Source organism: Pedobacter riviphilus (genome assembly GCF_014692875.1).
Taxonomy (GTDB): Bacteria; Bacteroidota; Bacteroidia; order Sphingobacteriales; family Sphingobacteriaceae; genus Pedobacter; species Pedobacter riviphilus.
Genome location: NZ_CP061171.1, coordinates 1,886,221 through 1,911,805, shown reverse-complemented (window position 1 = coordinate 1,911,805; position 25,585 = coordinate 1,886,221). Strand labels below are relative to the sequence as shown.

At 36.9% G+C, this 25,585-nt stretch carries 22 protein-coding genes; 4 read left to right on the top strand and 18 right to left on the bottom strand.

The window, feature by feature from the left end; genetic code table 11:
* The 14 genes from asnB to H9N25_RS07720 form a co-directional block, all read right to left on the bottom strand.
* Entirely contained in the window at positions 1-1,842 is a 1,842-nt protein-coding gene (asnB, locus tag H9N25_RS07785) for an asparagine synthase (glutamine-hydrolyzing) (protein WP_190328495.1), read from the bottom strand.
* Positions 1,843-1,862: 20 nt separating this feature from the next.
* Positions 1,863-2,963: a glycosyltransferase gene (locus tag H9N25_RS07780; RefSeq protein WP_190328494.1), complete on the bottom strand. Its 1,101-nt coding sequence runs from the start codon at positions 2,961-2,963 to the stop codon at positions 1,863-1,865.
* 6 nt (positions 2,964-2,969) lie between these two features.
* The gene (locus H9N25_RS07775; RefSeq protein ID WP_190328493.1) at positions 2,970-3,578 is read right to left on the bottom strand and encodes a sugar transferase; all 609 of its coding nucleotides are present in this window, start codon (positions 3,576-3,578) and stop codon (positions 2,970-2,972) included.
* Positions 3,568-4,842: a DegT/DnrJ/EryC1/StrS family aminotransferase gene (locus H9N25_RS07770; RefSeq protein WP_190328492.1), complete on the bottom strand. Its 1,275-nt coding sequence runs from the start codon at positions 4,840-4,842 to the stop codon at positions 3,568-3,570. The genes H9N25_RS07775 and H9N25_RS07770 overlap by 11 nt, the downstream gene beginning before the upstream one ends.
* A gap of 57 nt (positions 4,843-4,899) precedes the next feature.
* Positions 4,900-5,181 (bottom strand): hypothetical protein, encoded by a 282-nt coding sequence (locus H9N25_RS07765; protein WP_190328491.1) that lies wholly within the window; start codon positions 5,179-5,181, stop codon positions 4,900-4,902.
* A gap of 23 nt (positions 5,182-5,204) precedes the next feature.
* On the bottom strand, positions 5,205-6,116 hold the full coding sequence (locus H9N25_RS07760) for an O-antigen ligase family protein (RefSeq protein WP_190328490.1): 912 nt from the start codon (positions 6,114-6,116) through the stop codon (positions 5,205-5,207).
* Positions 6,113-7,207: a glycosyltransferase family 4 protein gene (locus H9N25_RS07755; RefSeq protein ID WP_190328489.1), complete on the bottom strand. Its 1,095-nt coding sequence runs from the start codon at positions 7,205-7,207 to the stop codon at positions 6,113-6,115. Before H9N25_RS07755 ends, H9N25_RS07760 begins: the two co-directional genes overlap by 4 nt.
* Before the next feature lie 6 nt (positions 7,208-7,213).
* On the bottom strand, positions 7,214-8,083 hold the full coding sequence (locus H9N25_RS07750) for a glycosyltransferase (protein ID WP_190328488.1): 870 nt from the start codon (positions 8,081-8,083) through the stop codon (positions 7,214-7,216).
* Positions 8,084-8,097: 14 nt separating this feature from the next.
* Entirely contained in the window at positions 8,098-9,255 is a 1,158-nt protein-coding gene (locus tag H9N25_RS07745) for a DegT/DnrJ/EryC1/StrS family aminotransferase (RefSeq protein ID WP_190328487.1), read from the bottom strand.
* Entirely contained in the window at positions 9,252-10,694 is a 1,443-nt protein-coding gene (locus H9N25_RS07740) for a lipopolysaccharide biosynthesis protein (protein ID WP_190328486.1), read from the bottom strand. Before H9N25_RS07740 ends, H9N25_RS07745 begins: the two co-directional genes overlap by 4 nt.
* 4 nt (positions 10,695-10,698) lie before the next feature.
* Positions 10,699-11,997 carry a nucleotide sugar dehydrogenase gene (locus tag H9N25_RS07735; protein ID WP_190328485.1) on the bottom strand — a complete coding sequence of 433 codons (1,299 nt, stop codon included), beginning with the start codon at positions 11,995-11,997 and terminating at the stop codon, positions 10,699-10,701.
* Positions 11,990-12,538: a UpxY family transcription antiterminator gene (locus H9N25_RS07730; RefSeq protein ID WP_190328484.1), complete on the bottom strand. Its 549-nt coding sequence runs from the start codon at positions 12,536-12,538 to the stop codon at positions 11,990-11,992. Before H9N25_RS07730 ends, H9N25_RS07735 begins: the two co-directional genes overlap by 8 nt.
* A 346-nt stretch (positions 12,539-12,884) precedes the next feature.
* The gene (locus H9N25_RS07725) at positions 12,885-15,176 is read right to left on the bottom strand and encodes a GumC family protein (RefSeq protein ID WP_190328483.1); all 2,292 of its coding nucleotides are present in this window, start codon (positions 15,174-15,176) and stop codon (positions 12,885-12,887) included.
* A gap of 21 nt (positions 15,177-15,197) precedes the next feature.
* A complete protein-coding gene (locus tag H9N25_RS07720) occupies positions 15,198-15,956 on the bottom strand; it encodes a polysaccharide biosynthesis/export family protein (protein WP_167294132.1) in 759 nt (252 codons plus the stop codon).
* Between the two features lie 719 nt (positions 15,957-16,675).
* Here H9N25_RS07720 and H9N25_RS07715 point away from each other — a divergent pair.
* Positions 16,676-17,353 (top strand): PglD-related sugar-binding protein, encoded by a 678-nt coding sequence (locus H9N25_RS07715; RefSeq protein WP_190328482.1) that lies wholly within the window; start codon positions 16,676-16,678, stop codon positions 17,351-17,353.
* 66 nt (positions 17,354-17,419) lie between these two features.
* On the opposite strand, the gene H9N25_RS07710 is transcribed toward H9N25_RS07715, so the two are convergent.
* Both H9N25_RS07710 and H9N25_RS07705 read right to left on the bottom strand, forming a co-directional pair.
* A complete protein-coding gene (locus tag H9N25_RS07710; RefSeq protein WP_190328481.1) occupies positions 17,420-17,809 on the bottom strand; it encodes a response regulator transcription factor in 390 nt (129 codons plus the stop codon).
* Between the two features lie 44 nt (positions 17,810-17,853).
* Positions 17,854-18,618 carry a DeoR/GlpR family DNA-binding transcription regulator gene (locus H9N25_RS07705; RefSeq protein ID WP_057934180.1) on the bottom strand — a complete coding sequence of 255 codons (765 nt, stop codon included), beginning with the start codon at positions 18,616-18,618 and terminating at the stop codon, positions 17,854-17,856.
* 159 nt (positions 18,619-18,777) lie between these two features.
* Here H9N25_RS07705 and H9N25_RS07700 point away from each other — a divergent pair, with 159 nt between their 5' ends.
* From H9N25_RS07700 to H9N25_RS07690, 3 genes are read left to right on the top strand one after another with little or no spacing between them, the layout of a single operon-like run.
* Complete coding sequence (locus H9N25_RS07700; protein ID WP_190328480.1) at positions 18,778-20,364, top strand: glycerol-3-phosphate dehydrogenase/oxidase; 1,587 nt, start codon at positions 18,778-18,780, stop codon at positions 20,362-20,364.
* A gap of 21 nt (positions 20,365-20,385) precedes the next feature.
* Entirely contained in the window at positions 20,386-21,876 is a 1,491-nt protein-coding gene (gene glpK, locus H9N25_RS07695; protein WP_167294128.1) for a glycerol kinase GlpK, read from the top strand.
* A 35-nt stretch (positions 21,877-21,911) separates the two neighbouring features.
* Positions 21,912-22,652, top strand: coding sequence for an MIP/aquaporin family protein (locus H9N25_RS07690; RefSeq protein ID WP_190328479.1), 741 nt, complete (start codon positions 21,912-21,914; stop codon positions 22,650-22,652).
* 113 nt (positions 22,653-22,765) lie between these two features.
* Here H9N25_RS07690 and H9N25_RS07685 read toward each other — a convergent pair whose 3' ends face one another.
* Both H9N25_RS07685 and H9N25_RS07680 read right to left on the bottom strand, forming a co-directional pair.
* Positions 22,766-24,049, bottom strand: coding sequence for a M16 family metallopeptidase (locus H9N25_RS07685; protein WP_190328478.1), 1,284 nt, complete (start codon positions 24,047-24,049; stop codon positions 22,766-22,768).
* 11 nt (positions 24,050-24,060) lie between these two features.
* The gene (locus H9N25_RS07680) at positions 24,061-25,431 is read right to left on the bottom strand and encodes a M16 family metallopeptidase (RefSeq protein WP_190328477.1); all 1,371 of its coding nucleotides are present in this window, start codon (positions 25,429-25,431) and stop codon (positions 24,061-24,063) included.
* Between the last annotated feature and the right edge of the window lie 154 nt (positions 25,432-25,585).

Genomic DNA, 25,585 nt, shown 5'->3' with positions numbered 1-25,585 from the left:
TTATACTAATAATGAAACTTTATCAGCGCCTGATTTATTTTTAATTAACCATTGAGAGAGTACAAGCAATTTCCATATCTGTGGATACCTGTTCCATTTTCCTGCCATATGCTCATTGATAATTTCTTGCGTCCTTTTCAAATGAATGCCAGGAATGTTCTTCAAATTATCGGCTGATAAATTATCCATCACATAATCTTTTAATTCATTTTTGAACCAGTGCTGGAACGGCATAGTAAAGCCAGCTTTTGGCCGATCGAACATATGAGCAGGGACACGATCGAACAATAAATCTTTTAATATCCGTTTTTGGTTTCCATTGGTGTATTTGAATGCTGTGGGCAGAGTTCTTGAAAACTCGATTACCCGATAATCCATTAAAGGGGACCTAGACTCTAGCGAAAAGGCCATTGATGCGCGGTCTACTTTCGTATTAATATCTCCATTTAAATAGGTTTTAATATCAAAATCAGAAATACGTTCTAACAAAGGTTTAGATGGATTGGTTAAAATATGCATCAATGGATTATACTTGGCCAGATCGGGTTGTTTTACCCATGAATTTTCCATATTACCAAACATCTTTACGTATAATTTTTCTACGTCTTCCATAGAAATGCCCATGGCAATTAATTTATGGCGGTAACTTGGCGATTGGTTAATTATGCCTGCCAATGCTTTTCTGATGCCGTGTGGCGCATAAAACAGGCTGTTTATCTGTTTTATCCATTTATAACGATGATATCCTAAAAAAGCCTCATCTCCAGCATCACCGCTCAATGCAACAGTTACATGTTTCCTGGTATTTTTACTGAGCAACATGGTGGGTATAGCACTCGAATCGGCAAAAGGCTCATCATAAAAACGGTTAAAGTTTTCAATTAAATTAATACCATCATTGTAATTACACTCAATAGTATAATGATCAGTACCCAAATGTTTAGCAACCTGATTGGCATAAGCACTTTCATCGAAACCTTTTTCATTAAATTTTATAGAGAATGTTTTAACATGGTCGATTTCTTTTGTTGCTAAAGCTGCAATTAAAGATGAATCTATCCCACCTGATAAAAACACACCCAATGGCACATCAGCATTCATCCTGATTTTAACCGCATCGGCCAAAATAAGCGCTAAAGCTTCTTTAGCTTCTTCATAACTTCCATCAAATTTGTTCTTCCAGCCATAATCTAAAGTCCAGTATTCAGTAATTTTAAGCTTATGAGATTTAAGGTCATATTTAAAATAATTAGCCGCAGGTAATTGCTTTACCTCTGTGTAAATAGATTGAGGCTCTGGTAGATAGCCCCAAATTAAATATTGATTAATGGCCTCTTCGTTAACAGTTAGGTTTCTATTTATATTAATTTGTGAGGATTGGCTTGCAAATTCGAACGATAGGTGATCGTGGGCATAATAAAAAGGTTTTTTGCCAAAACGGTCTCTGGCACCAAACAGTTCGTTTTTATGGCTATCATAAATCACAAAAGCAAACATCCCGTTAAAGTGGGTTAGGCAATCGGTACCATACTCCAGATAAGCGGCGCATATTACTTCGGTATCAGAGCTGGTGTTAAACTGGTAGTTTTTCCGTTCCAGATCTTTTCTAATGTCTTTGTAATTGTATATTTCTCCGTTAAAAACAATATGAAGGTGCATATACGAAAAGGGTTGATTGGAGCGGGCATCAAGATCGATAATAGCCAGTCTATTGTGCGCAAAAATAACTTGATCGTAATGTTGGATGCCAGTATAATCTGGGCCCCGAAAACTGATTCTTGCCATTTTTTCACGGATAGTACCGTTTGAATAAGGTATGGTTGTGCCGTATATTCCACACATAGCGATAATATTTTAGATTGTTAACTGATTAATTCTTCATATTGTGCGCTGATTTTATCCAATGCGCATTTCTGATATACATTTCGCCTAATCTCGACTGGGTTCCATTGGCCTTGGGTGCAGGCCTGGATAATTCGCTGCCTAAAGCCTACCAAATCATCCTGTTCTAAAACAAAACCGTTAAAGCCATCAATAATTAACCCTGGGATTCCGCTCACCTTAAAGGTTACCACTGGCAAGCCTACGGTAAGTGCTTCTAAAACCACATTCGGGAAACCTTCTGTATAAGAACTTAACACCATTAAATCGTGCTGAACCATTACTTCGTGAATGTTTTTAATCTCTCCTAAAATTTTAAGTCTGTGATCGAGCTGAAGGTTCTTAATTTTGGTGCTAATCTGTTCTTTCAATACTCCTGTCCCAACGAAATCGAGATGATAATTTTCGGGCAAATGCGCCATGATATCAACCAGCCGCTCTAAGCCTTTTTCTAGTGCAAAACGAGCCACAACTAATAATTTATAGATTTTATCAGGTGTTTTCACCTCCTTTACCTTATTAGTTTTCAATACCGGATTGGCAATTACCTTGATCAGTTCTTGATTAACATTATAAGTATCGATCAAGGATTGTTTCATTTCTTCAGACTGGCAGACGATCTGTTTGTACCCGCGATAACTTGCACTGGCAAAAAGTTCGTAAAACCTCGACTTAAATCCCTCGAACAATCTTTGTTCGTGCGGAATATTCGAAGCTCTTGCAATAAGCATCGGAATTTTTAAAAACCGCCCAACCAGTGATACCAAGATATTGATGTGATCGGTAGTAGAAAAAACCGCATAAGGTTCTTCTTTTTTTAACAGGTTATAAAGCGCAAAAAAAGACTTCGATGCTTTTTTGGTTTTTAAATCAATAAAACGTACATCATCTAAATCCATCGAAAAACAATTCACCGTCGAATCTAAAATCACAATGGTTACATCAAACTTATCTTTGTTAAATCCTTGGGCCAAGTTCCAGAACACCCGTTCTGATCCACCTGAGGTTAACGAACTGAGTATAAAGAAAACTTTCTTCTTCAGGTTAACTTCTTCGTTAATAGTTTTTTGAGGAGCGCACATATTATTTTAGTTGATGACAATTCTATTAATCGTTAACAAAATAATTTTGAAATCGGTTAGGATATCGTTATGATTGATATACCTCATGTTCTGTTTTATTTTTGCGGGAATAATGCGTTCCACATAATAAGTTTCAGGGTCTTCGGCATGCTTAAGCAGTTCATTTTCGTTGCAAAACTCTACTGAAGCCCAATCGGTAATACCAGGCTTAACCGATAAAACATAACGCTGTTCGTCATTATAGAGGTTTACATATTTTCTAACTTCTGGCCTCGGACCAACAAGACTCATCTGCCCTTTTAAAACATTTAAAAGTTGTGGCAATTCATCAAGTTTATATTTTCTTAACCAATAACCCAGTCTGGTAATGCGGGTATCGTGGTTCCCAATAGTGAGTAAACTATGGTTACTCTGTACAATATGCATGGTTCTAAATTTTACCACGTGAAAATCTTTCATATTTCGCCCCACCCTGATCTGTTTAAAGATGATAGGGCCCTTGGAATCGAGCTTAATCAAAATTGCAATCAGGATTAAAAGCGGACTAAAAAGGATTAGGAATAAGCTTGCGAATACCACATCGAATACTCTTTTTTTATTCTTTTCATAATGCAATTGCCATTTGTTTATGTGTGGTAAAAGCTTCTTCAGAAGTTTTAATGCGGTTATTCAATTGTATATTCACACAGCTGATAACCGAATTGATAATGAACTCGATCTCTGTTACCGTTAATTGCGGGTAAATAGGGAGTGAAATTTCATTTGCATAGTTCTGATAAGCCATTGGGTAATCTTCAATTTTATAACCCAGATTTTTAAACAGGGTGAGCATCGGCATTGGAATGAAGTGAACATTACTGGCAATGCCCAACGATGCAAGGTCATCAATAACCTGATCCCTTTGTTCTTCTGTAAGCCCTTTAACGCGCATCGGAAAAAGATGGTAGCATGATTCTCTTTGTGTACTTACCAAAGGTGGAGCGATAAACCAATCTTCATCCTGAAAACCATCACAATAACGCTGGGCAATTTTTTTTCGTTGTGGCAAAAGTTCTTGGTTATACTTTCTGATCTGTGCAAGACCAATGGCCGCACAGATATCGGGCATATTGATCTTTAGTCCCTGAAATAAAATATCGTAACGCCAACCTCCGCCTCTCGATTTAGAAAGTGCATCTTTATTTTGTCCATTAAGTGTATACATTTTTAAGTAGTGGTATTCTGCCTCTGAATCAAACGGATATGGAAGATTTAGGCATATTGCACCACCTTCTGCTGTAGTTATGTTTTTAACTGCATGAAAAGAAAATATAGTTACATCACATTTTTGAGCGGCCGGTTTATCATGAAATAAACTACCAATTGAATGGGCCGCATCTGAAATTAACAGGATTCTTTTTAACAGCGATTGTTTTTCTGATTCACACCTAAATTTTTTCTGCACTCTATGGTTTGTAATCAGCTCTTTTAAAGTCGTATAATCACATGGCCAGCCTGCAATATCTACTGCAATTATGGCTTTTGTTTTAGTAGTAATGGCTGCTTTTACTTTATCCGGATCGATGTTAAAATCATCCAATATATCAACCATAACGGGTATAGCCCCACAATGAAGAACGGCTAAAGCTGTAGCACTATAAGTATAAGCTGGGATAATAACTTCATCACCGGCTTTAACACCAAACCATTTTAACATTAAAATAGCGCCAGATGTCCAGGAGTTAACACATATCACTTCTTTCGTTCCGGTGATACTTTTAATTTCTTGCTCAAGAGCTTTCACTTTAGGTCCGGTTGTAATCCATTTATTATTAAGGGTATCTAATACCTGATCGATCACAGATTGATCGATAAACGGAGGTGAAAATGGAATGTTCATATTCGTTAATTTAATTTTGGTAATTCAAAATCTGCATAGTTAGAATAACCCGAACGGTTAATTGTATTGAAGTAAAATAGGATCTTCTGTTTTGATTTTGGAGAGTTGTAAAATGGCAAAATAGAGAAACAACGTAGGACCACTGGTGGCCAAAAGCCACTCGTTATGGAAAAATGAATTAATGGATATGGCCAGAAAAGAGCAGCTTAAACAGACAAGGAGTGCATTCTTCTTATCTTTGATATGCAGAAAGGCATAAAAAATGATCTTCCCTACTTTTCGATATAATAAAATGAGTAAAATAAAACCCAGCAAAGGCCCTAAATAAGTAATAAACATTAAATAGGCATTATGGGATGTAATTACAACTGGTCCTTTTTATAAACAAAGTTGTGCTGTACTACATCGTTCCAGGTTTTTCCATAAAACAATAGCCCAAATGGATAATCGGTTATAATTTGGATGTTCTCTCCCATCAAATCGCCACGTTCTTCTTTAGCCTTCGCATTTTCGGTGCTTTTATTTAAAATATTCTGTTGCTTCTTACCTTCTGAAAATTGTTCAATTGAGCTTTGCGCGATAAAGAATATGGCGCAAAACACACCAAATATTAAAATGGATTTGGCTTTGTAATAACTTAAGAAAAATAACCCCGTTACAACTGCAAAAGCTACTAAAACCGACCGTTGCATGCCAAAGAAAATAAGGCATAGCGCTAAGCCGAATAAGAGCAGATTAATTAGCCAGCTTCTTTTAAACAGTATCGCATTAATAACTAGAAATGGTGTTAAAGCAGCCATTTGGTAGCCGAAAGTAAAAATGGTGGTCGATATTCCCGCTGGTGCCTGCAATACGTCCTCCTGCACCAAAAGCGAACGGATGGCTGCCATATTGTACCGGTGATCGATAAACATGATGATTCCCGAAAGCAGCAATACACCAAAGAAAAATCCGACTGCGATGTTCATTCGCTTTAAATTGGTACCGATAACGTAATTGAATAACAAGGCAAAACAGCCCGCAACAATTAATAGCGCAAAAAAACCGGTAACATCTGACTGGCCTATAAGATAAAAAAACAGGGCAGCAATAAAGAAAACAAATAATTCTTTGCCATAATGAAAGCCTGTTTCTTCTGTTCGATAGAAATAGATTAACGGTGCCAGGAAAACCATTGGTGCCGGAATCCTAAAAACCCCTGTTATGAAGATGTTAAATGTTGTTACGTAAACGTAGGCAAACAACAAAAAGAGAAACATTATTTTTTTAATCATGACATGATGAGTTGTTCCCAGTTGGCCGAAATACGTTCAATAGAATTTGTTTCATTGATCGATTTTGCTTTTTCTGAAAATTTTCTTCTTAAATATTTGTTATTAAGTATTTTATCAATAGATAATGAAAGTTCTACTATATCTCCTTTAGTAACCAGAAGACCATTAACGCCGTGTTTAATAATCTCTGAAGGGCCAAACTCACAATCCATTGCAACACAGGCACAACCCATTCCCATGGCTTCTACCAGTACATTTGGATAACCTTCACTTCTGGAAGAAAGCACAAAAACCTCAGCCTGTGTATAATAGTCTTGGAGATTAGATTTAAAGCCAATCAACTTAACTTTATCTTTTAGATTTAAATCAGCAATCTGTCGTTCGAGACTTGCCCTTTCAGGTCCTTCTCCTGAGATTAAAAGATCCACATCAGCCAAGTTCAGGTTCCTGTAGGCTTCAATAAGATGGTCGAAGCCTTTTTCGTGACATAATCTGCCAACAGAGAGTATAAATCGTTTGCTGTGAACAGTGCCTGCGTTTGAATGAGAAAAGTGATGGATTGGATTATGTATTGTTTTAAAATTATTCAGTGTTTCGAACTGTTTAATTCTTTTAAATCCTTTAAACATCTCAAATGCAGGTAGTACAATTGCTTTCGATTTTCTATAAATGTGAAACGCAACCCACTGTAGCAGTTTATTGTATTGATGTAAAGTATACGCTGGTGCTGTTCTTTCTGAAACCAGATAGGGCAAACCTAAAATTAAGCAGCATAAACCCGCCCAAACATTGGCAGATGTCATAAAACAGATGGTACAAAGTGGTTTTTCCTTCTTTAGTACCGCGAGTAACCGGTAAAAAGTTAAATAAGCATACCTAAGTCTGTTGAAAAGACTTTGATGGTCATTTCGTTTAACCAGGTTTATAATTTTAACTTTTTTATTTATTTCATACCTGACTCCTGCTGTGTTGAGACAAATCATGGTAACACTACAATCTTTATCGCTAAAGTGATTAGCCAGATTAGTGATTACCCGTTCAGCACCGCCCCCTTCTAAACTGTTGATCACGAAACATAATTTAGTAGCCATTTCGAATTAGTTTACAATCGTTTTAATAGTCTGGAAAGCGTTTCTGAATGTTTTATATTTCACTTCAAAGAAGAAATATTTTCTAAGGTAGAAGTACAAAAGCCTGGCTTTCTGCAAACCCGTATAAGTGAAAATTTTAGTAATGATATAGAAATCGCTCAGTTGCATTTTCTTTAATGGAACATAAGATACAGGGCTCCAGATACCGCCAGGATGACGTCTGTAGCAGCTCATTACTTCCGGCAAAACGTATACTTTTTTACCCGTTATCCAAGTGCTATAAAGTTTCAATAACTTATCGCAGGCATAACATTTTAAAAGCCAGTCGTTTTTATAAAGATTCTTAATGGGATCTATATTGCGATAAACAATAGTTGCAGTACATGTTTCTGCCTGTTTATTCACAATCAGATCGTTAAAGCTATACTGCAACGGAATAGGGTTAAAATCCATGTAAATCAATTCAGTATCATCAAAATTAATTTCACGGGTATAGTGGCAGCACATCACATAATCAGGATTGTTCTCCAAAAAATCAACCTGTTTTTGCAACTTGTTAGGGTCAGTCCAATAATCGTCACCATCGCAAGTGGCTACATATTTCCCTCTGGTTTCTAAAGCCACGCGAATAACGTTTTTAACGGCACCGATGTTCTGAGGAGCTATTAAGCGTTTAATTTTACCAGGATGTTTTGAGATGTATTCATCAATAATCTCTGTGGTCCCATCGGTAGAGCAATCGTCGCCTATAATAATTTCTGTATTAAAATTGCATTGCTGCATCAAAAATCCATCCAGCGCTTTCGCAATAAATTTACGGTGGTTATAGGTGATGCAAAAAATGCTAACCATTATATCAGTATCGTCTTGTTTCATAATAGAAGCAGTTATTAATGGCCATTAACTGCCATTCCTATTCTACCATTAACCAATGTATCATAATCGGCAAGTTTAACCACTTGTTTTTTGCGGTAATTCTGCGTTCTCAAAATAATCCTGGCCACTAAATCCTGATCAGCACTGGTTAAGGTGTGGTAAAGTGGTAAACACATAATGCGTTTAGAAATAGAATCGCAGATCGGCATATTTACCTTAATGATGTAAGGTAAAGCAGATAACGATGGATAAAAGTACCGTCTGCAATACACCTGAACTAGTTCTAACTGCTTCATACAATCGAGCATAACTTCTTCTGATTTAAAAATTACAGGATAGTAAGCATAATTAAATTCAGTATCGGCCTGGATAACCTGAAACTGGGCTTCAATTTTATTCAGTCGCATCTCGTAATGCAGCGATAGTTCTTTGCGTTTACTTAAAATCTGATCGATATGTTTTAAATTACAGAGGCCCATTGCGGCATGAAATTCTGAGTTTTTAGCATTGGTACCGATCTCAGAAAAAGTATCTACCCCACTATAACCGAAATTACGCATCAGCGCCATTCTCTTTAAAATTTCAGGATTTTGAGTAAAAACAGCACCACCTTCAATGGTATGAAAGAGTTTAGTAGCATGGAAGCTTGTTGTGCTTACATCTCCATAAGCGAAGATAGATTTACCTTTATATTTTGTACCAAAACAATGGGCAGCATCATAAATTACTTTTAGTCCGTGCTTTTTTGCAATGCGGTCTATCGCTTCAATATCACAAGGGTTTCCAAAAACGTGTGTAGCCAAAATGGCCGAGGTATTAGGCGTTATGGCTGCTTCAATTTTATTGGGATCTATGTTAAGGGTATTTTCGTCAATATCAACAAAAACGGGTTTACAGCCTTGCCAAACAATACTGCTGGTGGTAGCCACAAAAGAAAACGGTGTGGTAATAACTTCACCTTTTACTTCTAAAGCTTGTATAGCCAGTTGTAATGCAATAGTGCCATTAGTTACGTATAACAAATGTGGCAGCCCTAAATATTGCTGTAACTTTAGCTCCAGCTCATTTACTAAGGGACCATTATTGGTGAGCCACTGTCTGGCCCAAATACTACTTACGTAGCTTTTAAAATCTGCCTGTTTCGGCAAAAAGGGTTTGGTTACAGGTATCATTGTTTGAGGATTAATTGTTTAAAATCAACGAGTGCAGCCAGTTTGATACTGCTACTTATGCCGAAGTAAAAACTGCCATAGATGATGCTTATACCAACTATGTGTAAAATATTATTGATGTGATAATGTGATAAATACCAAGTATCGAGGTAATAACAAGAAACACCTAAAATACTAGATAACAATAAAATAGGTACAACATCATAAAGCTGTTCTTTAAGTGGGTAATTGATTAATTTACCGCTATATATTGAATTGATATAGTAGGCGAAAACTGTAAAGAAGAGCTGAAAATATAAAAGCCCCATAATGCCAAATGGAATTGCACAGATAATCCCGATTACACTCAGCACCTTTTTTAAAATTTCTAATTTCAAAAACTGACCGCTATGACCTTTAACTTTTAAAATATTCAGGTTGTATGCGTGCAAGGGATATAAAATACCGGCAATACATAAAATCTGAAAATAAGGCACAGAAGGCAGCCATTTATCGGTTAAAAGCAAGGAGATTAAAGGTTGAGCAATAAGTGCTAAAAAAATCAGGATGGGTGCATTCCAGAATAACACTTGTTGCATTAACCTCCTGTAAACCATTTTGAGCTTTACATCATCATTGCTGATGTTCGAAAACATGGGATAGGTTACTTTACTAATGGCTGTGGAAATAATCCCAATGGGCAACTGACTTAAACTATCTGCCCTGGCATAAAAACCCAATTGGGATGCCGCATAAAAGCGACCGATAATAACAGTATATAAATTTTGATAAATGGTATCCAACAGTCCAGAAAGCGTCATCTTGTAGCCAAAGTGAAAGTGCTTCCTGAAGCTTTTTTTATTAAAGATCAGTCGCGGCCGCCAATCTGAGTAAAACCAATGCAATGTGGTAGAAACACTCGCACTCAGCAAGCTCATCCAAACCAAACTCCAGGGTCCGTAACCATTTTTTGCCAGGTAAATACCTAAACAACCACCCAATATTACTGCAGGTATTTGAATTACCGTTTGCAGTTTAAATTTCATTTCCTTAGTTAATAAAGTACTCTGAATACTAAAAAAGGCATTAATTAAAAAGGTTAATCCGTAAACCCTAACAATATCGGTAAGCAGGGGTTGTCTGTAAAAACTGGCAATTAGTGGTGCTGCAAAGAACAAAATACCATACACTATGATGCTTCCACCCAGATTAAAAAAAAAGATGGTAGAAAAATCTTTTTGTCCGGCCGTCCTTGTCCGGATTAGCGACGATGTTAAGCCGCTATCCATTAACGAATTACCAACAGCAATAAAAATAGAGAGCATTGCTATTAAGCCAAATTCTGCAGGGCTTAATAAGCGGGCCAATATAACGGTAACGAACAGGTTTATAAATTTAACACTAAACTGCTGTCCAATCGACCATATAATGCCCGATCGCGCTTTATATGTTAAATTCATGATCTTACAATCGAACCGTTTCTATAGACTGTGGTAGTACGGCTTTTATATCGTATACCACACATACTGGTTTACGCAATGCCGTGATATTTAAACTATTGAAAGCCTCGTGCGCTACTGCCAGTATGATCCCATCATACTTTCTAGTTTTTGACGAGCCATTTTCGCAGATAATACCATAGTTATGATTAGCCTGATCAGCATTTGCCCAGGGATCGTGAATGGTTACTTTAACTTTGTATTCTTCTAACCGCCTTACAATATCAATTACCTTAGTATTGCGTACATCAGGACAGTTTTCTTTAAAGGTAAAGCCCAACACCAGTACTTCTGCCCCTACAATATGGATGTTTTTAGCGATCATTTTTTTGATAATCTGATCGGCCACATATTTACCCATTCCATCATTTACACGCCGTCCTGCCAAAATAATTTCAGGATGATAACCAGCTTCCTGTGCCTTTTGAGCTAAATAATACGGGTCTACACCAATACAATGTCCACCAACTAAGCCTGGTTTAAAGTTTAGAAAATTCCATTTGGTTCCCGCCGCGGCTAAAACCTCAGCAGTATCGATACCGATCTGATTAAAAATCATGGCCAATTCGTTTACAAAAGCAATATTGATATCGCGCTGGGCATTTTCAATCACTTTTGCGGCTTCGGCCACTTTAATAGATGAAGCTTTATAAGTTCCGGCGGTAATTACCGAGCGGTACAGTTCGTCTATTTTTTCGGCTGCTTCTGGGGTAGAACCTGATGTGATTTTTAAGATATTGGCAACGGTATGTTGTTTATCTCCAGGATTAATACGCTCTGGAGAATAACCAGCAAAAAAATCTTTATTAAAAACCAATCCTGATCCTTTTTCTAAAATAGGTACACATTCATCTTCAGTTACACCAGGATATACGGTTGATTCATAAACTACTATATCTCCTTTTTTTAAAACCTTAGCCACAACTGCACTCGCTTTAATTAAAGGTGTTAAGTCCGGTCTGTTGTTTTTATCAACAGGCGTTGGCACTGTAACAATGTAAACCGACGAGCTGCGTAATTTTTCGATTTCATTGGTACAGTACAAGCCTTTTAAAGTCGTGCATTCGAATGTTAAAACCTCATTCAATTCAGATTCATTAACTTCCAATGTATTATCATATCCGGCTTTTAATTCTGCAATCCTGCTCTGGTTAATATCAAAGCCAAATACCTTGTATTTTTTCGCAAATTCTACTGCCAACGGTAAGCCAACGTAGCCAAGGCCGATTACCGTCATTTTCAGATTATCTTCAGCGTTATACATAATGTTGTTGCGTATTTACGGTTAATGTTAAGTTGCTTATTGGCACTCTGGTAACTAAGGCACAGTCTAAATGATCGAATGACATTAAAACATACTTGCCTTGAATCTGGATCACCTCTCCTTCCTGGTTATGGAAAAGACCATTACTGATCCGAACCCGGTCTCCTTTGGAAACACCGGTTAAACTCACCACATCTACATCATTGTAGGCATCCATAATGTGTTTCAACTTTTCAATCTCACTATCCCGAACTACTGCAGGTTTACCCATGTAATTAATAAAGTTTAAAACGCCGAGTGTATACCTGATTTTGTAACCCTCCCGTTCATCTATTTTCACAAATACATATCCGGTAAAAAGTGGAAGACTAACTATTTTCTTTCTATCGGCCCATTGATTTTCTACATTACGCACTGGACAAAAAGATTCGAAACCTTGCTCTTGCAGCAAACGGTCAACTTTTTTCTCCCAACGGGGACGGGTATAGATCACAAACCATTTTTTTGTGAACGAGGGCTTAATGTTAAATGTAGATTCCATTTTTTGATGAGGTTATAGTTTGGTTTTTTAGGCGATTTGATACAGCTTCGCTATATCACTTACATGATAGCTATCGGTTATTCCTTTTTCACTGTATGTTAAAAGGCTTTATTCAGTCTGTTGGATACAGCTTCGCTATATCACTTACATGACAATTTTATATTCAAATCTTGTTTTGCTTTTTGGGCAAATGGGCAATCTAATTAAGAGTTGTTTGCAAGCTGCTAATGCCTTAAATGATGCTCAGTTTAAGCACCTTGGCCTTATTGTTTGTAAACAGAATTAAATCGTTTGGGGACGTTTATTTGGTAAAGGGCAAAGTATTCTCTTTTAAAACATGTTGGCTTTAGTTTGCCATGGCATAACCATAACCACCATAGCTGTATTTTTGGCTCTTTTCTCTTTTGGCATCGTTAAAAACGACCATCGGATTTTTAAGTTTATTGTTTTCGCAAATGTCTTTTAATATGGCCAACTGGTATTTGTTGGTGTAGTTATAGCGCACCAGATAAATGCTTACATCAGCATATTCGGCCAGGCTAAAGGCATCGGCCACCTGCCCCACCGGCGAAGTATCAATGATGATGTAATCGAATCTTTCTTTCAGTTCATCAAACAATAGATCCATTTTAGGACTCATCATTACTTCGGCTGGATTTTCAGGCGACTGACCACATCCAATAACCCAAATATTATCAGAAACGTTGGTTGGCATAATAATATCTTCTAAAAACACAGATTCACCAATTAAATAGTTTGTTAAACCACTAGTTTGTTTTAAACCAACTTTATTTAGAAGATCGGGTTTTCTTAAATCGAACTCCAGTATAACAACTTTTTTATCAAGCATACCTAAGGTAGTAGCCAGATTTACACTAAAGAATGTTTTGCCCTCTCCTTTCATACTAGAGGTAACCAGCATTACTTTATTTTCGATATTGTTAGACATCAGGCCTAAATTCATTCTGATGTACCTGAACAACTCTGATATAGTAGACCGGTTATCTTTTTGAAAAACGATTGTGCTTTTATCTTGGTTATGAGAAAGTTCGCCCAGCATTTTTGCACCTGTTAACTCAATAGTACTGGCATCTTGTACTTTATTGTTTAAAAATCCTTTGGCATAAATTACTCCTGCAGGTACAAAAAATCCAAAAATAAATCCACACAGATACAAAAGTGGCTGCTTAGGGCTATCAGGTGTAGTATTGTAAGCCGGTTTATCTACCACCTGCGAAGTTGGAACGGTTGCAGAAAGCGATAAGGCAGTTTCTTCTCTTTTTTGTAGTAAATACTTATATAAACCCGATTTTACGCTTTGTTCACGGCTTCTTTCTAATAAGCCACGCTCAATGGTGGGTACAGATTTAATTTTATTGTCGAATTGAGAGTAGTTGGCGCTCAGGTTGTTTCTTTCAATAACAAAACCCTGTTTTATGCTAGATAAGTTCTCTAAAATATTGGTTTTTAGGGTTGCTATTTGCTCGTTAAGGTTTAGTACCAAAGGGTTTTCAGCATTAGCGGTACGTAACATTCTATTTCTTTCCAATTGCAGATCGTTAAATTTTGAAATCAATGAATTCAAAATCGGATCTTTTAAGCCCATTGCACTTGGAGCGAGATTAAACTGACTTTGTTTACTCTTGAAATAATTTTCGATAGACTGCAATAACCTCAACTGCACAGATGATGCTTCCAATAACTGGTTGTACTCTCCTGAGCGCGCAGCATTCATCTGCGCATCCATATTAACATCGGTAACACGGTTTTGCTGCTTGTAGCTCTCCACATCCTCCTCAGTACCAGAAAGATCTGCAACGAGGTATTTTAAGCGGTTATCAATAAATTTAATGGTATTTCTTGCAATTGTATTTTTATTATTAACGTTATTGATGTTATAGGTTTCAATCAGATCGTTAAGAATATCAATTCCTCGCTGTGGAACCACATCGTTCAAACTTATGGTAATGGTATTGGCATCTTTAACAACCGGAACTATCTTTAATGAGGTCAGATTATAAGCTTCTGTCATTTTATATAAGTTTTTAAACTGAAGTCTAATTTTGCCAAATTCGGTTTTATACGCTGGTCCCTTATCTATCTTAATCGCATAGTCTTTAGTATTAATGGTATCGCCATACTTCACTATATTTGTCTTTAGGCTATCCTGAATGATATAAGAGATTTCATCCAGGTAAGAAACATTAATTTTTCTTCCGTAAGCACCATTTTTTAAACTTATAGCTGTAACTACAAGTGGCGAAGTTTTTCCATAAAGTTCTTTCTCTCTAATTCCTTCTTTTTTAAAGTAAGCCGTTTCTAGGTTTAATTTTTTCAATACTTTAAAAATCAAGTCTCTCGACCTTAAGATCTCAATTTCATTATCAACCGTTTTAACCGTTTGAAACATATTAAGATCGCTGAAAGCGGTGCTGTTAGACATTGCTGCGCCATTTTTATCATCAGAGATTAGTAGTGTGCTACTCACTTTATATTTTGGTGGAGTAACATATAAAAATGCATATACGGCAGCCATAGAAATAATGATACTGATTAAGAAATAGTGCCAGTTTCTGGCAAATCTGGTCATAGTTTCTGCAAAATCATTTGCGCCGCCTATTGAACTTTGTTTAAGCATGATATAGTGTTTTAAGAAACGTTATCGACGGAGAACAGCTGTAATCAATACTGCTACAGCAGATATTGAAGCAATTACTACTGGCATAATGCGCGTATTCGGACTGTATTCAATCGCTTTAGACTTATCTGGTTCTACATACACCACATCGTTTTGTTTCAGATAAAAGAACGGAGAATCCATCACGTCTTGATTGTTTAGATTAAGTCTTTTCATTACTCGTTGGCCATCTTGTTGCCTGATCACCAAAATATTCTCTCTTTTGCCATAAACAGTCATATCGCCTGCCATACCTAGTGCTTCTAGGAGATTAATATTATCGCCCTGCACGGTAAAGGTTGATGGTTTGTTTACCTCGCCAATTACTGTTACCTTAAAATTGACCAACTGAACATCAACTACCGGTTTTTTAACATATTTATCTAATTCTTTCGATATCGTAGCCTGTGCCTGCTCAATGGTTAAACCTTCCAAGCGAACATTGCCTACAACAGGAAGATTAATCATCCCGTCCTTACTTACCCGATAACCATCTACTTTATAATTGTTTTCGGAACTTGCGTTTCGTGTATTAACGGCAAATAAAACATTCGACTCTTGGTTTAAACTGTTTATACTTACACTTAAAAGGTCGTTTTGCTGAATTTTAACTTCCTGCCCTTGAAGCTTAACTTCGCTGGTTTGTTTAGCCAGGTTACTAAAGTATACAAGATCTCTTCTGGGAGCGCATCCGCTGATAATGCTTGTATATATTGCGATAAATAATATTACTTTCTTCATAGCTTAAGTAATGTTTAGTTTTTTTGTTTCAGTTTATTGAGAACTAAGCTATGCAATTAAGTATCAATGTTTTATAGGCAAAACAGGGTTGTATTTAAATTGTATAAAATATAGCCTGCATGCACAGCATTTTAAATACTGTGCTCATAAATTGCACAACATTTGTAAATTTTATAACGCGTAACTTGTATAATATTCGGGCTGTATTTTTACTCAAACAAACCTGTTTTTGGGTGAGATCTTAATCGGTAAAGCTCAAAAAACATCAGAAAATGTTTTAACATTTAAAAAAGCTATTTAATACTACATTTTATAAGGGGGATAAAATGACTTTTATAAAATTTTAGCAAAAAACTGCCAATTACTAGGCTAAGATTTACTATTTAATACATTGCTTTTTCTTAGCCTGACACTGAATAAGTCGCGATATGCATATTTCTGTGTAAGTTGTTTTACAGTACATTTATAATTGCCTAAAAATTACATTCTAATCTGCATGATTGAGCTTTCCTTAATTGCGATATGTTCGTTGCAATCGATCCAGGTAAAACGATTAATATAAGGGGCATATCTCTTTAACGTAGTGCAAAAAACTAAAAAAGTTGACAACTGTGAAAGCTGTAAACATGCATTAGCAAAACATGTACAGTATGCTTTCAAAGGTATTAAAAGCTTGTTTTATGCATAAATTCGTAAAAAACCTAAAAGAAAAATGAAATATGAAAGTTATTATTTACGGAATTGGAAAAATGGCTGAATTTATCTGTTATTCTTTCATGAATGACAGTGATTATAATGTTGTTGCCTTTTGTGTTGATGATGTTTATGCGCCCCCAGCGGGCAATACGCTACAAGGATTACCCATCTTAAGCTTCGAACAGGTAATTAAAGATTTTTCGCCAGAATCCCATAAAATACATATTGCCATTGGTAGAAATAGTGCGAGAGAAAGTGTATACCATAGGGTAAGCCAAGCGGGCTATAGTTTTGCAAATTACGTTTCCTCTAAAGCAAATATATGGCCTGAATTAATGTTTGGGCACAATACTTTTATCGATCAATGCTGCGATATACAACCTTTTGTAACCATAGGTAATAATTGTATGCTTATTGGCGCCAGAATTGGCCATCACTCTACCATAGGAAACAATGTTTTGCTATCTGGTAATATATTAGCGGGTAATGTAAATATTGGAAATAACTCTTTTTTAGGCATAAACTCCGCCGTTAAAGAAGATATTACCATTGGCAGTCATAACATTATTGGTGCAGGTGTTTTTATCAACAAAAATACTGAAGATTATGCTATTGTTACTAACGGCTCAGTACCGCAACGTATAGGAGACTCGAAGCGTTTTGTTATGTTTAACAAAGCTCAGCAAGTTAAACAAACTTAGAAAATGTTTTATACATAAAAAGGGAAGCTATTTTTAACTTCCCTTTTTTATTTAGCCTAACTGTAATTAAACTTTTGCTCTGTTTTCTGCACTTCTTTTCAGCTGTGCATTAATGCGGTCTAAAACATCGTAAAGATCGAAAGGTTTACTGATATAATCATCAGCAAATGCAGCTATAGCTTTCTGTTCGCTGTTATTCTGTGCAGACATTACAATAATCGGGATGTGTTTAGTGAAAATATCGGTTTTTAAATCTTCGCAGATTTCTGCTCCGTTTCCATCCGGCAACATTACATCAAGCAAGAAAAGATCAGGCATGGCATCCTGGATATTTTTCTTTAACTCAGCAAATGATGATGAAAGCTGTAGTTCAAAGCCCTCGTCCTTTAATAGAATTTCAATAACGTTTCTGATCTCCTGATCATCCTCTAAAATGTGTATTCGTTTTCTTTCCATGTTCAAATTATAATGTTTGGGATATACTGCTTGCGTGGAATTCGCTATACAATAGTAACAGTAACACCTAAACTCTCTAAATGTTTAACAATTTGTTCAGAAATTCCTTTGTCGGTAATAATATGATCAATTTCTTCTAATCCACATATCTTTCCGAATCCTCTTTTTCCAAATTTTGTAGAATCGGCCAATACAATTGTTTTTTGCGATGCACCGATCATTTTGCGGTTTAAATGTGCCTCCATTGCGTTTGTAGTGGTTAATCCAAAATCAAGATCAATTCCATCAACACCTAAAAACAGTTTGTTAAAATAAAAATCCTGCAAAACCTGTTCCGCATAAGCGCCCATTACAGATGAAGAGCTTTTTCTAAGTAAGCCACCCAGTTGTATTACTTCAATACTAGGCTCTCGCATTAATTCAAGCGCTACATTTAATGCAGAAGTAACCACCGTTAAATTTGTTGCAGGTACAATGTTCTTCGCAAAATATAATACGGTGGTACCCGATGCTATAACAATTGAATCGTTATCATTTAACAGCGCAGCAGCAGCAATACCTATTTTATTCTTTTCGGTCGATTGTATTTTCTCTTTCTCATTAACTGGCCGATCTACCGTATATGGATTGTTTACAGTTGCACCTCCATGTGTTCTAAACAGGAGACTCTTATCTTCCAGTAGTTTTAAGTCCTTTCTTATTGTTACAGACGACACTTTCAATTCCTTACATAAATCTACTACATTTATGTATTGATCACGTTGCAGGCGACTTAAAATAAACTGGTGCCTCTCAGCCAAATTCATCATAGTATATTTAATTAGCGTGCCTGCAAATTAATAATAAAAACATTCTTTAAAATATTTTAGGCAAATATTTAATAAATTTTTAACACGCATATTATATTATTTCGATTATGATTTCTTATAATTGCGTATTGTTTCGTTTTATTATTTTTATAAATCTAGATGGAAAGATTACATCCACATCATATAACAGAAAACATAAACTGGGACTTTATTATTATTGGTGGGGGTGCTACCGGATTAGGCACCGCATTAGATGCTGCGAGCAGGGGCTTTAAGACTTTGTTGGTAGAACAATCTGATTTTGCCAAAGGAACATCCAGCCGGAGTACTAAATTAGTACATGGCGGCGTCCGTTATCTTGCACAGGGAGATATCGGTTTAGTTAAACATGCATTAAAAGAACGCGGTCTATTACAACAAAATGCAAAACACCTCGTAAATAAAGAAGAATTTCTGATTCCCTGCTACGATTGGTTCTCTGTTGTAAAATATTTAACCGGGCTTACACTGTACGATTGGCTAGCGGGCAGATATAGCTTCGGCAAATCTAAATTCTTCTCGAAAAAAGAAACCTTAAATATGATGCCCGGTATTAAAGCGAAGGGGTTAAAAGGAAGCATCAGGTATTACGATGGAAAGTTTGATGATGCCCGTTTAGCAATAAACATTGCACAAACCGCTATCGAAAAGGGTGCGTCATTATTGAACTATACAAAGGTTACTGGTTTATTAAAAAGTGGTGATACAATTACTGGTATAGAAACAGAAGATACTATAACTGGCTTAACGGCTAAATATAATGGCAAAATAGTAATTAATGCAACGGGAGTGTTTGTAGATGACATCCTGCAAATGAATAACCCGAATTCAAAAAAAATGGTACGTCCGAGTCAGGGCGTACATGTGGTACTTGATAAAAGTTTTTTAAATAGCGAATCGGCTTTAATGATACCCAAAACCTCTGATGGCCGTGTTTTATTTGCTGTTCCATGGCACGACCATTTATTGGTAGGCACAACAGATACGCCTTTAGACGAACATAGTTTAGAACCCAGAGCACTAAAAGAAGAGGTAGATTTTATTATGAGTACTGCCGCAAGTTATTTTAACCGCAAGCCTAGGGAAGAAGATATATTAAGCGTATTCTCAGGTTTACGCCCTTTGGCTGCACCTACCAATGGCGATGTAAATAGCACGAAGGAAATTAGCAGAGACCATAAATTGATTGTTTCGGCAAAGGGGTTAATTACTATTACAGGTGGTAAATGGACCACCTACCGCCGAATGGCGGAAGAAACTGTTGATTTGGCCATTACTCATGCAAATTTAGAATCGAAAGCATGCGTAACCCAAAATTTAAGCATACATGGCAATTCTGCCAATATTATAGGTGATCATTTAGCTATATATGGATCCGATCGCAGTAAAATTGAAGCGTTAATTGCGCAAGATCCAAGTCTTGGCAACAAATTACATCCTGCATTCCCTTATACAGAAGCCGAAGTACTTTGGTCTGCGCGGAACGAAATGGCCGAAACAGTAGAAGACATTTTAAGCAGACGACTTAGGATACTGTTTATTAATGCACAAGCTGCTAAGGATATGGCACCTAGAGTAGCTTCGCTCCTAGCTAAAGAATTAGCTGCTGATAAAAACTGGGAAACTAATCAAATCGAAACATTTAATAAATTAGCCGATGGTTATATTTATCATTCAACACCTAAAATAACCGAACCGGCTCTTTAGCCAATAACCAAATACCTAATTATGAGTAAATACATCTTGTCTATCGATCAGGGAACCACAAGTTCGAGAGCAATTATTTTTAATTACAATGGTGAAATTGTTGCCATTGCACAACGAGAATTCACACAGATTTATCCTAAAGCCGGCTGGGTAGAACACGATCCAATGGAAATCTGGTCGACACAATTGGCTGTTGTAACAGAAGTGATTGTTAAAGCAGGATTAACCGTGGGCGATATTGATTCTATCGGCATTACCAATCAACGCGAAACCACTGTTGTTTGGGATAAAGAAACCGGGCAGCCCATTTATAATGCTATTGTGTGGCAAGACAGGCGTACCTCTGCCTATTGCGATGAAATTAAAGCGCAAGGGTTAGCCAATAAAATACAGGAAAAAACGGGATTGATTATAGATTCTTATTTCTCTGCTACTAAGGCCAGATGGATCTTAGAAAATGTTGCTGGTGCCAGGGAAAAAGCTGAAGCAGGAAAACTTGCCTTCGGAACCATAGACACCTGGTTAATCTGGAAATTAACAGCTGGCGAAAAACATGTAACCGACGTAAGTAATGCATCGCGAACGATGCTTTACAACATCCACACTTTAAGCTGGGATGAAGAATTGCTTAAACTTTTTTCTATACCGAAAGCAATGCTTCCAGAGGTAAAATCATCAAGTGAGGTTTATGGTGAAACCGCTGGCCGTATATTGGCAGCAAAAATTCCTATTGCTGGTATAGCTGGCGATCAGCAGTCGGCTTTATTCGGACAAATGTGTACCGAAATCGGGATGGTAAAAAACACTTACGGTACTGGCTGTTTTATGTTGATGAATATCGGTTCAAAGCCAAAAATTTCTGCCAATAATTTATTAACCACTGTCGCCTGGCAGATAAATGGCGAAGTAAATTATGCTTTAGAAGGAAGTATTTTTATTGGAGGTGCTGTTGTACAGTGGCTTCGCGATGAAATGGGACTCATTTCTAAATCGGCCGATGTTGAAACCTTAGCTAAAAAAGTAAAAGATACCGATGGCGTTTATGTTGTTCCAGCTTTTGCAGGCTTAGGCGCTCCACATTGGGATCAACATGCGCGAGGCACCATAACAGGGTTAACCCGTGGCACAAACAAATCGCACATTGCCAGGGCAGCCTTAGAAAGCATTGCCTACCAAACCATGGATGTTTTGAAAGCTATGGAAGCAGATGCAGGCGTAAATATTACCGAATTAAGGGTAGATGGTGGTGCTACAGCTAACGATTTACTGATGCAGTTTCAGGCCGATCTGTTAAATTGTAAGGTAATCAGACCAGATGTAACAGAAGTTACCGCCATTGGCGCTGCATATCTGGCCGGATTAGCTACCGGTTTCTGGAAAAGTATAGATCAGATTCGTTCGCAATGGAAAATTAACAGAACTTTTGTTGCTGAAGAAGGAATTGATAATACGGAAAGAATAAAAGGCTGGAATAGAGCAATAAAAGCTGCTCGTGTAAACGCAGAAGACTAATTGGACAAATTTTAATCGGATAAGAATTTAATTATATGAATGTATATCTCGCAGAGTTTATTGGTACAGCACTATTGATTCTTTTAGGAAATGGCGTAGTAGCTAACGTAGTGCTTAAAGGCACTAAAGGGAATAATAGTGGATGGATTGTAATTACAACTGCTTGGGCACTTGCTGTATTTGTAGGGGTTGTTGTTGCTGCTCCCTATAGTGGGGCACACTTAAATCCGGCTGTAACCCTCGCACTTGCCATAGGAAAAGGCTTCAGTTGGGCCTTGGTTCCATACTATATCATTGCACAACTGGCTGGCGCAATGACAGGATCTTTTCTGGTTTGGCTTATTTACAAAGATCATTTCGACGCTACTGATGATCAGGGTTTAAAGGCCGCACCTTTTGCAACTGCTCCAGCCATCAGAAACATGTCGTCAAATTTATTGTCAGAAATTATTGGCACTTTCGTTTTAATATTTGTGATCTTTTATTTTACCGATGCCAGTATGGGCACTAAAGAAACAGTTACCACCCCTATTGGCCTGGGCTCAATTGGCGCAATCCCGGTAGCATTTTTAGTATGGGTAATTGGCTTGGCTTTGGGCGGAACAACCGGATATGCCATTAATCCGGCCAGAGATTTGGGCCCTCGGATTATTCACTTTTTAATCCCGATGAAAGGAAAAGGAAGTAGCGACTGGGGTTATGCCTGGGTACCAATTGTTGGTCCGATAGCCGGATCTGTATTAGCTGCAGCTGCATTTTTGTTGATTAGCAAATAGAAAACATCCCTTTATCGTCATTGCGAGAAAGCTTTTTCAGTTGACTAAGCAATCTTTTAAATTTATCTTATAAGATTGCTTAGTCGTTCGTGTGCGATGGTGCCCCTAAAGCATTACTGAAAAGCAGCTCTTCCTACTTGTTCATCACCTAAGTATATCCAAATGGCACCTTTTAAATATTTTCCAAAAGAATCTTTCATGTCCTGTAAGCTTACTTTGTTAAAATTTGCAACCATATTTTCAGTTATACTATAGTCGCCAAGAACTTCTGCTTCACCTAAATCTTTCACAATCGAACTTGCACTTTCCTGATGCCTGTAATACCTATCGCGATGATCTTTTTTTAATGCCTCAAGATAACGTTCACTGTACTTCCCTTCTTTAATATTGTTATAAACTGAAACCATTGCTTTAAAAGCTTTTTTAGGCTGTGTGGTACTTACAAACATAGAAGTATATGGGATCTGTTGCACTTTAACGGTTGCACCAGGCGCATATGACAAGCCAAGTTTAGTTCTCAGTTCATAATTCATGCTGCCACTTAGGGCATTAATTGTTAACACAAAAGCATAATAATCGGCATTCGTCATAGTGGGGGCATTCATAATGCAACTCATGTAATTGGTTGCAATATCTCTTTGCTCTATTACCAAATGCTCTCCTGTTAAAATCTTCCGATCGTAAATTGGCGGTGTATAGTCTTTTCCTTTAAGTGCACTAAAAGAGGCTTGAATCTTCTTCTCCAGTTCTTCTTTTGTAATATTTGCAGCAACTACCAAAAACATTTTATTCTTGTTCAGCAATTCGTTATGGTAATAATTGCTAACTATTTCGGCGGTAAAGCCACCTACGGTTTTACTTGTACCTAAAGGATTAATGCTGTAAGGCGAATCTTTAAACATACTTTCCATAGTTAATTGTTCAATCCTTGTTTCAGGATCAGATTGACTATGATAAATACCTGTAATCATACGCTCTTTCGTAGTTTGGAACTCGGTTTTATCAAAGGCAGGATTAATTACTGCATCTGAAAAAAGTTTCCAGCCCTGATCAAGATACTTAGAAATACAATTCATGCTAATTGTGCCATAGTCAGTTGTTGATGAACCAGAAATATCAATCCCGTACTCATCAGCTAACTCCTGATAATCAACAACGCTGTAATTTTTAGTACCGCAGGTTGCTGCAGATGCCAAGGCCAGGTTCTCAATTCCAGCCCTTTCAGCGTTATAATTCATTACACCACCTTTAAAAAACATGCTCATACTAACCGTTTCTTTCTGGGTTGGTTTTAAAATTACCTTTAAACCATTCACATCAAATGAAATGGCTTTAGTTTGCGCACTGGCAATATGGAAAACTAAGATTAAGTTTATTAAAAATATGAATCTTTTCATGGAGCGTAAAGTTAGTTTGGTGATTTAAAAAATGTTTCTGGCTTCACTTCGTTCATACCTGCTTTATCCATCATCAACCCAGCACAATAAGGTTTATCTTTAATATACTTGCGTACATAATCTAGCAAATCCTTCCTTGTTACCTTATTTACATTTTCTTCATAATGGGTATAATAATCAATCGATGCTGAAGCCCACCAAAACGAAAGTAAATGTGCATAATCGGAAGTAACCTCTCTCCTTTCCACTTGTTCGATAGACAATAGCCTTTTGGCTCTTTCAATCTGTAGATCAGACAAATAATCATCATTGGCCCAAAGCGAGATTTGCTTAAGCACTTCCTGATAACATTCTTTTATTTTTGCCGGATTAGGACTTACCATCAAACTAATCGGACCAGTATATTTTTGCGTATAATAATTTACATCTGCCTGTTGGGCCAATCCGGAATTAATAAGCGCCTGCTTCATCTTAGAGCCATTTTGATTCACAATAAAAGAAAAAACATCGGCAGCATAAGTGGCTGGAATATCGTTTCTGGTATCGGGGCCATGCCAGCTAAAAAGCATAAATGGAACAGGGCTCTTATTCGATTCTACAAAATAATAATCCTTTTTTTGAAGTGGCTTAAACTCTGGAATGGGCCATTTTACAAAAGGATCAAAAGGCGAACGTTTCCAGCTTCCAAAAACGGAGTTTACATAACCAAAAGCTTCATCAACATTAACATCGCCTGCTATTACCAAAACAGAATTATTTGGCCAATAGTATTTATTTTTAATGGAATCCATTTTTGATGGAGTAGCAGATAAAATTACCTCGTGGCTGCCGATTACATTTTTACGGGAATAATTTGTCCCCCACATATGTCGCGAATTGGCCTCTATCAAAGCAAATATCGGACTCGATTCATGCCTTGTAAACTCGGCATTTACGACTTCATTTTCCAAAGCCATATCTTCCTTTATGAATTTTGGATAACGGATTGAGGAATTCATTAAATTTAAACCAGGCTTTAAATTAGCGGCAGGAAGTGTAAAAAAATAATTTACCACTTCTTCTCTGGTGGTAGCATTCGAACTGATATCCAGATCGTTCATTCTCGAATTTAGAAGTTCGAAATCGGGATAATCTTTATTAGCCTTAAAAAACAAGTGCTCGTAAAGGTGGCTTAGGCCATTAAATTCGTCAGTTTCAGTAAAAGAACCATTTCTACAGGCCATTTCGATGGTCACCAGCGGCACGGTCCGATCTACAACAACCAGCACTTCCAAACCGTTATCAAGTTTTTTAAAGTGCATGTTTTCTCCGGGCTTTTCCTGAGCAACAGCAGAACCAAGACACAAAATATAGGCTAAGGAGCTAAATAATAGAGAGCGCATATTTTTAATTAAATTTTGTCACCAAATAAGGGTTAATCTTTCACTTTAACAAATAAAAAACACTTTATTTATAAATTGTCTTTATCTAGCAGATACATGAATAATTATAGTTTATGTTCTTAAATAAGTATCTTTGAAGTAGAACAATCTTATA